Origin of the sequence: Kitasatospora sp. NPDC088351, from assembly GCF_040685575.1 — a bacterium.
GTDB lineage: Bacteria > Actinomycetota > Actinomycetes > Streptomycetales > Streptomycetaceae > Kitasatospora.
Genome location: NZ_JBFBIL010000084.1, coordinates 21,020 through 29,044 on the forward strand (window position 1 = coordinate 21,020; position 8,025 = coordinate 29,044).

The 8,025-nt window shown below is 67.4% G+C and carries 9 protein-coding genes; 7 read left to right on the plus strand and 2 right to left on the minus strand.

Annotated elements, in window-relative coordinates; genetic code table 11:
* Window positions 1–143 precede the first annotated feature (143 nt).
* Both AB0P06_RS34305 and AB0P06_RS34310 read right to left on the minus strand, forming a co-directional pair.
* Window positions 144–962, minus strand: a complete 819-nt coding sequence (locus AB0P06_RS34305; protein ID WP_363614447.1) for a class I SAM-dependent methyltransferase — start codon at window positions 960–962, stop codon at window positions 144–146.
* Window positions 959–2,272 (minus strand): helix-turn-helix transcriptional regulator, encoded by a 1,314-nt coding sequence (locus tag AB0P06_RS34310; protein ID WP_363614449.1) that lies wholly within the window; start codon window positions 2,270–2,272, stop codon window positions 959–961. Before AB0P06_RS34310 ends, AB0P06_RS34305 begins: the two co-directional genes overlap by 4 nt.
* Window positions 2,273–2,595: 323 nt before the next feature.
* Here AB0P06_RS34310 and AB0P06_RS34315 point away from each other — a divergent pair, with 323 nt between their 5' ends.
* The 7 genes from AB0P06_RS34315 (at window position 2,596) to AB0P06_RS34345 (ending at window position 7,547) form a co-directional block, all read left to right on the plus strand.
* On the plus strand, window positions 2,596–2,970 hold the full coding sequence (locus AB0P06_RS34315; protein WP_363614464.1) for an ATP-binding protein: 375 nt from the start codon (window positions 2,596–2,598) through the stop codon (window positions 2,968–2,970).
* 181 nt (window positions 2,971–3,151) lie between these two features.
* Complete coding sequence (locus AB0P06_RS34320) at window positions 3,152–3,292, plus strand: hypothetical protein (protein WP_363614451.1); 141 nt, start codon at window positions 3,152–3,154, stop codon at window positions 3,290–3,292.
* A gap of 13 nt (window positions 3,293–3,305) precedes the next feature.
* Window positions 3,306–4,493, plus strand: a complete 1,188-nt coding sequence (locus tag AB0P06_RS34325; protein WP_363614453.1) for a cupin domain-containing protein — start codon at window positions 3,306–3,308, stop codon at window positions 4,491–4,493.
* On the plus strand, window positions 4,490–5,386 hold the full coding sequence (locus AB0P06_RS34330; protein WP_363614455.1) for an aldo/keto reductase: 897 nt from the start codon (window positions 4,490–4,492) through the stop codon (window positions 5,384–5,386). Before AB0P06_RS34325 ends, AB0P06_RS34330 begins: the two co-directional genes overlap by 4 nt.
* Complete coding sequence (locus AB0P06_RS34335) at window positions 5,370–6,236, plus strand: hypothetical protein (protein ID WP_363614457.1); 867 nt, start codon at window positions 5,370–5,372, stop codon at window positions 6,234–6,236. The genes AB0P06_RS34330 and AB0P06_RS34335 overlap by 17 nt, the downstream gene beginning before the upstream one ends.
* A 158-nt stretch (window positions 6,237–6,394) precedes the next feature.
* A complete protein-coding gene (locus tag AB0P06_RS34340) occupies window positions 6,395–6,967 on the plus strand; it encodes a hypothetical protein (RefSeq protein ID WP_363614459.1) in 573 nt (190 codons plus the stop codon).
* A gap of 64 nt (window positions 6,968–7,031) precedes the next feature.
* Window positions 7,032–7,547 (plus strand): hypothetical protein, encoded by a 516-nt coding sequence (locus tag AB0P06_RS34345; RefSeq protein ID WP_363614461.1) that lies wholly within the window; start codon window positions 7,032–7,034, stop codon window positions 7,545–7,547.
* Window positions 7,548–8,025: the final 478 nt, after the last annotated feature.

The window sequence follows — 8,025 nt, forward strand, 5'->3', positions numbered from 1 at the left end:
CCGATCTGGACCGATTCCTCCGGGACTGACCATCCCAAGTATTGAGCGGTCCAGGTCGACGGTAACTCCATTCAGACTGCAGCACAGCTTCGTCCCCGCAGCACAGAAAATCGCTGTCCAAGATTAGAGGACTTCAACTTGCTTTAATTCCAACACGTCAGCACTCCACCCCGGCAGGTGATCTTGAATGACCCCTCGGCTGCGATGATTGATGCGACGATCTCGTGGGCTCTTTTGACAGTTTCATTAAATGGCACACAACATTGCTCAGCCCAGGCTTCATACGAGGCCAGATGGGCGATGACCGGATCAGGATTAGCGACTTCGATGAGCCCAGGGAGTTCCCGCACTCGGATTTTCTTGAATGCTTCCCCGAGATAGCTGGATGCCTTCTCAAGGGAAAATCGTGAGCTGAGGGAGACGCGGGCCGGCCCTTCAGGGATGCCCATAACATCGCCTGCGGCCCTAGCCCATAGCTGATCCAGTTCGTGCTTGTCGGTGTCACTGTTGGTCGAGGCGATGAGGACACCATCGGGGTGGAGCACGCGAGCCAATTCGTTGATCGTGGCCTCGATGTCCCCCACGTGGTAAAGCATGTGCAGGGCCAACACGGCGTCGGCACTTTGGTTGGCAAAAGGCAGAGCCTGAGCGTCGGCCACCAAGACCGGCTTCTCGACCGTGGCAAGGATGCCTGCCGAGATATCGATCCCGACAACCTGGAGATCGGGCCGATCCGAATGCAAGCGGCTGACGAATTTTCCGTTACCGCAGCCAATGTCAAACACGGTCCCGCTGGTCCCAGCCAGCTCGTCCCGGACGATCCCGGGCAGGTCATACTGCGGCTGCTGCCACCGGTAGATCGACTGGCGGGCGGCCAGGTGACGTCCGTCGGCGTAGGCGCTGTTCGCGAGGATGGACTTGTCGGCGACAGCGGCGTCCTGCTGTGCGGTGTTGCTCGTCACTGTGGCAGCTCCGGAGGGTTCGTGAGTGCGGGTCGAGAGCAGGCTTCTCGGACATTCTCACGGAGACTCAGGACGATCGGGGAGCCTGCATAGGCTGGCTCAGCGAGAAGAGTGCTCAGCGCCCGAAGGCGGCTGAAGATGCTCGCTGTTCGCCGGTCCGGTGCGGCGTCCAGCACTACCGCGAGCTTCTCCTGCACGCCGTCGAGGTCACCGTGGGCGAGGTGGGCGTTGGCGAGGTCGAGGCGGGCGGCCAGCAGGTCGCCGGAGGACTGTTCCTGCTGCGGTGCGGACTCGTACAGGGCGATGGCCCTGGATGACGCCTCGATGGCGCGGTTCACGTGACGCTGGCTGCCCAGAGCAAGGAGGGCGGTGCCGGCGTAGGTCCATTGCTTGGCCTCGGGGAACGTGAATACGCCGGGGAGGTCCATCGCGGCTACGGCGCTCCGTGCCGCCTCGGCAGCTTCCACGGCTCGTAGCGCGCTCGCGCTGTCGCCGAGCGCGGCGGTGGCCCGAGCTTCGAGGCTGAGCAGACGAGTTGCGATCGTCCCGCTGTCTGCGTACGGGAGTCCGGATCTGGCCAGCTCGGCGGCCTGGTGGTGGTCCTGCTGCCAGTATGCGATCAGGGACTGGACGGATCGGATCCAGGCCCGGAGACCGTTGTGGCCGGCTGACTCCGCGCAGCGCCAGGCCGTTCGCGAATGCGTAGCCGCAGCTGTGTACTGGCCGAGGTCGAGGGCGACGTGAGTGGCCAGGCCACAGAGGCGTCCGGCCTGCAGGTAGAGATGGCTTGTCTGGTAGGGGTGTTGGCGGCCTCGGAGTAAGTCGAACACCCCTCGTCGAAGGGTTCCGATGTCGTGGAAGAGCTCGGACACCGGCTTGCTCACGTAGTCCCCTGCCAGCCTCGCAATGTCGGCGTCGATCTGTTCGAGCAGCGTGTCGTCCACGTTGGACGCGCTCGCGAAGCGGAGGAAGAGCGCGGACTCTGTCGAGTCGGCTGCCACGGCCACTACGAGATCGTTGTCGTGGTCCGTACGCCGGGCAGGCACAGGAGGCGAGTCGTTGCCGACGCTGCTGGGCGATGGGACAGCTTCGGCGGCTGCAGAGGGCACTCCCAGCAAGTCGGCCAACTGGTCGACCGAGAGTTCCAGAGCGCGGGCGAGCTTCGGCCGTATCCAGGGCTGCGGGGCACCCCTACCGCTCTCCCACCGCCCCACGGTCGTACGGTCCACATCGAGGGCTTCAGCCAGGGATTCCTGGGTGTGGCCGACAGCCTCCCTGCGCTGGATCAGCCGGGACCTCCTGGATGCCATCCCGCGTCCTCCAGAGGTACGTCAGATCGTCCGTAGCCATAACAGGCCAGGTCATGCCCGGGTTTGCAGCACGGATGCCTCATTGCCGCCTCAATTCTGCTCTGGTTCACCCGCGTTGGAGGCGGTTCTGTAGATACCTGCCGGGTGAATCCCGGCGCGAATCGGCCCGCTGCCGACCTCGTCCCGGTGAAAGGTCCGCGCTCATGTCCGTCGCCACCCGCCAAGCCACTGGCCCCGCCCCTTTCGGCTTTCGCGTGCTGCCCAGTACCGAGGCCGTACCGGACGCCCGGCGGCGGGTGATACAGGCCGTGCGCGGTTAGAGCCTGCCGCTCGCGGAGGACGCGCTCCGCGATGTCGAGTTGCTGGCCAACGAGCTGATCACCAACGCCGTGTCCCACACCGACGCCCCGTGCGTCGTGTGCGTGTCCTGGGACGGTGAACGGCTGCGCGTCGAGGTGACGGACGCCGGCCACGAACTGCCGACTGCAGGTGGGATCGATCTCGACGCCACCGACGGGCGAGGGTTGTTCCTCGTGGCAGCGCTCGCGACGAACTGGGGCGCCGAGCCGGACCCCGCCGGCAAGCGGATCTGGTTCGAGGTCGGCACCAACGCTGCCGTCTCGGGTGACGAGCGACTCACCGCGTTGGTGAGGGCTGCGGCCCCGAAGGCGGGGGACGTCGTCTCGACCAGCGCCTGACAAGACTTCCTCCCGCCCCGACGCGGGCTTGGGGGGATACAGGTGGCCGCGCTGGTCAACAGCCAGGTGGCAAAAGCACCTGCGGTTCCTTGCCAACGGATTGCCCTGGCAACGGATCCATCGCTGCACCCACGACGGGGCCGGGCAGTCGGCCCGCCCCATGAAACCGAAGGAGTGCTTCATGCCCGAGAACCTGACGACCAGCGCCGAGCTGGAGGGCGACGGCCTTCTGGTCGCCCGTACGAAGGTCGCCGCGGCCCGCTCGCGTGGCGAGCAGCCGTCGGACGGTGGCTCCACCGGCCGAACCGACACCAACGACTGACGGCTGCATCACGATGACCGCCGAGCACTTCTCGGTGGTTGAGCGTCTGGGCGGGGATGACTTCCTCGCCCAGACGCTCGGCCGCAGCTTCAAGGTCGCACGCGGCGAAGCCGCGTCACTCGCCGGACTGATGAGCTGGGATGACCTCAACGCCATCCTGACCCACCACCGGTTCGAACCCCCTCGCTTCCGCCTCGCCGCCAACGGCGAGCAGGTGCCCGCGCACACGTACTCCCAGCCGATCGTCACCCGGCGAAGCACGGTCTGGCACCGCCTCCAGCCCTCCGAACTGCACAAGCGCCTCGCCGAGGCTGCCACGCTGGTCCTGGACGCCGTCGACGAACTCCACGCCGGAATCGGCGCTCTGGCTGGCCAGCTGGAGCGCTGGCTGCGAACCGGCGTGCAGGTCAACCTGTACGCCTCCTGGACCGGCACCGAGGGCTTCGGCGTCCACTGGGACGATCACGACGTGGTCGTCGTCCAGCTCGACGGCGCGAAGCGCTGGCGCATCTACGGCCCCACCCGCGCGTTGCCGATGCACCGCGACGTCGAGACGCCCGAGCCACCGCCCGAGGAGCCCGTCGCCGATCTGGTCCTCACCGCCGGCGATGTGCTCTATCTGCCCCGGGGCTGGTGGCACGCCGTCGCCGCCTCCGAGGGCCAGCACTCGCTGCACGTCACGTGCGGGCTGCAGAGCACGACGGGTGCCGACTTGATCACCTGGCTGTCAGAGATGTTGCGTGCTCACGAGGCCATCCGAGCGGATGTCCCGCGCTTCGGGGCCGTCGAGGAGCAACGCGCCTTCCTCAACACGATCGGCAAGCTCATCGAGACCGAGCTGGAGCGCGACGACCTGATCGCCCGCTTCTCCGCCGCCCGCGACGCCACCGAGCGAGCCCGGCTCGCACCGTCGTTGCCCCACATCACGGCGGCCCCACCGGAAGCCGACCTGCAGGTGCGCCTGGTCACCACGCGGCCCGCGCTCGCGGCCATGCCCGACGGCACAGTCCGGCTTACCGCCGGAGGCGAGGAGTGGACCTTCGCCGCCAAGGCCGAGCCGATGCTCGCGCTCCTCGCCGACGGGGAACCTTACCGGCTGGCCGATCTCGCTCAGGCCGCACGCATCACTCTCGGCCAAGCGGCCGGTGTCGTGACGGAGCTGGTCGACGGCCAGGCCGCTGCGATCGGAGGCCCACGATGACCGCCCGGCTGGGCCTCGGCACTTACCGCTGTCACGATGTGGCCGAGGCCGCAGTGAGGGCCGCTGCCCGAGGTGCCGACTGGGTGGATACCGCGCCCAACTACGAGGGTGGTCGGGCGGAGGCGGCACTGGCCCTGGTTCTGGCGGCGTATCCGGATCTTCGCGTCTCCACGAAGGTGGGTTTCGTCCCTCCCAGCGCCAGGCGGATCGGCGTGCGCGCTGGTGCGCTGTCCGCCGGTGAAGCCAAGCGCGGCCACTGCCTGACACCGGACTACATCGCCTGGCAGGTCGCCCGTAGCAGGCGAATGCTCGGCCGCATCCCCGACGTCGTGTTCCTGCACAACCCGGAACACAACTGCCAGAAAGTCGAGATCGCCGACCGCCTCTACGCCGCGTTCCTCGCCTTGGAGGAGGCGTGCAGCCAGCGCGTCATCAGTTCCTACGGAGTGGCGACCTGGCACGGTTTCAGCAGCAGGCTCTTCGACGTGTCTGCCCTGCTCGAACTCGCAACCAAGGCCGGCGGCCCGCAACACCGCCTACGAGCCATCCAACTCCCCGTCTCCCTCGTCCACCTCGCGCCCGTCGCCCAGGCCCTCAACGGACACGGCCCGCTGATCGATGCCTTGGATGCAGGACTGGAGGTGTTCGCCTCCGCCCCGCTCCACGGTGGCGAGATCCCCGGCATCGTGACCCGTGAGCTGACCGACCTGATCAGCCCCGGCAGCACGCCCGCGCAGGCTGCCCTCGCCGTCGTCGCCTCGACCACCGGAGTGAGGCGCGTACTTCTGTCGACGGGGAATCCGGAACACTGGACGCAGGCCGCCGATGCCGTCGGCCATCCGCCGTTGTCTCCGGACTTGCTGCGAAAGGTCGTTGATGTACTCGGAACCTGACCCGGACATCGCCGAGCGGATGCGCGGGATGCACGCCACAGCCGCAGCGGTGCTCGACGCGACACCGATCGGCTCGCGCGAAGCATGGGGCTGGCGTGGACGTACCCTCAGCCGCCCGGTTGCCACGGCGTCCGGTGAGGGATGGCTTCGCCTGGTGTCCGCCCCGGCCGACAAGGCAGGCGGCAAGCTCTGGGAGGGGCCCCAGGAGGCAGAACGGCTCATGCCCCCTGCGGTCCCCAGGCCGCATCTGAGGGGCCGACACACCTGGACCAACGGCGAGCACGGCTACCTGGCCGAGCTGTACGACAGGGTCACCGTCCCCACCATCACCGCCCACGAGCCGACCCTCCGGAAGGCTCCCGACCTGGACGACACCTGGTGGGACGCACTCAGCACCGCACTCGACGCCATCGTCACCGTCCCCAGCGAACGAGTGGCAGTCCGCCAGGAATACCTCGACCGCGCCATGCCGCAGTACCTCGGCATGGAGATCGACACCAAGGCACCCGCCTGGACCACCGCCCACGGCGACCTGCACTGGGCCAACCTCACCGGCCCGACCCTCACCATCCTCGACTGGGAAGGCTGGGGTATCGCGCCTGCCGGATACGACGCCGCACTGCTGTACTCCTACAGCCTCCTGGTGCCTACTACCGCCGCCGAAGCCCGGCGGCGGCTCGGACACATCCTCGACACGGCCGCAGGGAGGTTCGCCGAACTCGTGGTCATCACCGAACTGCTGCAGACCACCACCCGAGGCGACAACCTCGACCTGGAGAAGCCCCTGCGGAGGCGGCTCTCCGAGATCACCAGCGCCCAGCCCGCCGTTCGAGGGGCTGGCGCCGAATAGCCCTTGGGATATCCAACGCGACAACTTGCTCCTCCTGGGGCACAGCAACTGCCGTGTCGCCCCCACTCAGCCAACCGTCCGCTTCGACGCGTCCGACCAGGACGGACAGCCTGAAAACTCCTGGCGGTCTGTCCGTCCGGCCCGGAGAATCCGATCGCATGGGAGCCGACATACACGGGTTCGTCGAGTGCCGGGCCACTTACGGCACGCTCGACGAGGACAAGGCGCGCTGGCACGCGGCGATAGACCTGGACCTGCTGTACGGCGGGCGGAGCTACGACGCCTTCGGCTGCCTGTTCGGCGTGCGGAACCATGCCGGCTTCCGCCCACTGGCCGGAGATCGAGGCATACCCGCCGACGTGTCGCCCCAGACCCGACAGGCGTACGAGGAATGGGCCCCCGATGGGCACAGCCCGTCCTGGATCAGCTGGGCCGAACTGGCCACGGTCGACTGGGACGAACCCGCCGACGCCGTGGACGAGCGCGTTCACGAGTACACCCGCACGCCGGACCGGGGTTGGGTACGGACGGGCAAGTCATTCCGCGGCCGCCAAAGGCCGGAAGGCGCGGAATGGACCGAGGGCGGGAGGCTGTTCCGCGTCGTGCGAATGGTGCGCCGGGACGCCGTGCCGGAGGACGGCGAGTGGGCACCGGTATGGAAGGCCATGAGCGCCCTCGCCGATGTGCATGGCGGAGAGAATGTGCGGCTCGTCGTCTGGTTCGACAACTGACTACAACTCCGGGCCTCCTGAAAATTCTGACCAGGAGGCCGCGCTCTGCGGCTACCGTGCCGCTGTGACTCTCACCGATGCCGAGATAGACAACCTGCTCGCACCCGCTGGGCTCCGCTTCCTCGAACGGGTCCAAGGAGAGGTCCAACTGCCGCCTCTCCCGCCGGGCCACTCGCCTGCAAGCGCCGGACCCGAGCACGGGCGGTTCGACTCACACGAGCACGAGGTTGCCGATCTGGACGCTTCGGACATGGCCGAGAAGGTCAACGCGAGCTGGCACCGGATGGCGACGCAGTACGGGCTGTTCGACGGGAACCGCGAGTTCCTGCTCGCAGTCGGCCGCGCGCGCCTTGGGAAGGATCCGGACGAAGAGCCGTACACGGTGTGGCTTCGAGTGCGGCTACTCGACCAGTGGGACTTGGTAGGGAGCGAGGCGGATCTCCTGAGGAGCGGGTTCGCAACGCTCTTCACCGCTCGCTTCGTCCCGGAGTTCACTGCGGCTTCCCTGGACGGACGAATGATGATGAACACCACCGTCTGGGGCAACGGCACCATCAGCACGATCGTCATTCGCCCGTAGCCCGGCCGCGCAAAGAGCCGACCGTGCGCCACCCAATCGCCGAGCCAACCCATGGGGCTCCTGGCGAAAGAACCTGGTTAGTGGCTGTGCGCCCTCGCGCAGCCACCAACCAGGGCAGATAGCGCGAGGCCGTAGGACCGTCATGCGCGACAACTTGCTCCGCCCTCAGGGGCGGGGCTGGGGTAAGGACTCCTTACCCCACAACTTGCTCCGGCTGGCCGGGGCTCGCGGTAAGCAGCGCTTACCGCACAACTTGCTCCGCGTGCGGCCCCCTCCGCCTTCGACGGTGTGGGGCTAGGCTCAATGCCGGTGACTTAATTCGTGTCTCGCTTGGTGATCGTGACGGTGGCTGGTTGGGGTGGTGGCCAGTTGCGGTGTTGGGTGCGTTTGAGGGGCCAGTTGGACATTTTGCGTTTGATGACGCGGGGGCAGGATCGTTGACGCCGTTCGGGTAGGAGGCGTTCGCTGATCTCAGCGA